The organism is Primorskyibacter sedentarius (assembly GCF_004342065.1).
Classification (GTDB): Bacteria; Pseudomonadota; Alphaproteobacteria; order Rhodobacterales; family Rhodobacteraceae; genus Primorskyibacter; species Primorskyibacter sedentarius.
On the sequence record NZ_SLZU01000077.1, the window covers coordinates 1 to 1,511 of the forward strand.

The window sequence follows — 1,511 nt, forward strand, 5'->3', positions numbered from 1 at the left end:
GTTTGTCAAAGGAGTTGTCCGCCGATTTCATGCGGCGTCTCTGATTTCAGGGGCGCTGATTTCGGTTTCTGGGTTGAGCCAGACGGGTCCAGCCGGTTGCCAGTTGCGGGTTTTGCCTGACCAGCGCTCTGGGTTCTGCGCCCGCGCATTCGCATAGAGACTGGCTCGGCTGGCCAGTGTTGCGCTGTCATATCCAGTATGGCGCGCATTTGGTGTGACAAAGCGGATAGCGCTGTGCAGGTGCTCGCTGTTATACCAACTGGCGAAGGATTTCACCCAAGTCTGCGCATCGGCCTTGGTGGCAAAGCCCTTGGTCGGCCAGTTCGGGCGGTATTTGCAGGTTCGGAACAGGGCTTCGGAGAACGGGTTATCATTGCTGACGCGCGGGCGGCTGTAGGACGCCGTGATACCCAGCTTTTCCATTGTCACTTTCATCGTGGCACCCTTCATTGGGCTGCCATTGTCGGCGTGCAGCACCAAGGGGCGCGCAATGCAGCCCTCGGCCAGGACCGCCTGCCGGATCAGATTGGACGCCAGTTCCGCGCTCTCGCGCTCATGCACCTCCCAGCCGACGATCTTGCGGCTGAAGATGTCCACGATCAGATAGAGGTAGAAGAACATGCCCGCGACGGGCCCGGGTATCCAGGTGATGTCCCAGGTCCAGACCTCGCAGGGCGCGCTGGCCTTGTGGCTGGTGGGTGGTTTGCGCCGGACCGGGGGCTTTGCCCGGCCGCGGTGACGCTGTTGACCATTCGCGCGCAGAATGCGGTAGAAGCTGGATTCCGAGGCCAGATACCGCCCCTGATCGGCCAGCTTCGGCACGATCTGGCTTGGCGGCAGGCTGGCGAATTCCGCTGAGTTACAGGCTTCCAGCACAGCGGCGCGTTCAACCGCGCTCAGCTTGTTGGCCGGTTCAGGGCGCGGCACAAGGGGCCGCTGATCGGGATGAACCTGGCCGCCTTTGGTCCAGCGCCGCAGGGTCCGTTCGCTGACCTGCAACTCGAGACAGGCTATGGAGCGACGCGCGCCAGCGGTGACGGCTTCGTTGATCAGAGCAACTGCGGTTTGGCGATGTGGGGTGCTGATCATGCGTCCTCTCCGTCCCCCCAGATCGCCCATGCCTTTTTTCTGAGGATGAGCAGCGCGGCTGCTTCGGCCAGGGCCTTCTCCTTGCGCGCCAGTTCCCGCTCCAGATCTTTGACCCGCTTCTTCTCTTCCCTGGTCGCATGGCTCAGACGCGCTGTGCTCGCGCGATCCCAGTCATTCGCCTGTTCACAAGCGACGCGCCAGCTTCCGATCTGCATAGGATAAAGACCGCGTTTGCGGCAGTATTCCGCCAGATCGGCCTCGTTCAGCGCCGCCGTTTCCAAAACCGCCGCGAACTTATCACGGGACGACCAGCCCTCGGGGCCCGCGTCAGCGTCTGGCAGAAGCTGACCCTTGCCACGCGCCTGGGCACGCCAATTATGCAGCGTTCCCTCCGATATCCCTTCTTCCTGCGAAAGCTGCCG

The 1,511-nt window shown here is 62.5% G+C and carries 1 pseudogene; it reads right to left on the reverse strand.

Annotated features, from left to right (window positions below):
* Positions 1–27: 27 nt before the first annotated feature.
* Positions 28–1,511: pseudogene (locus tag EDD52_RS23540) on the reverse strand (IS3 family transposase); the annotation flags it as partial.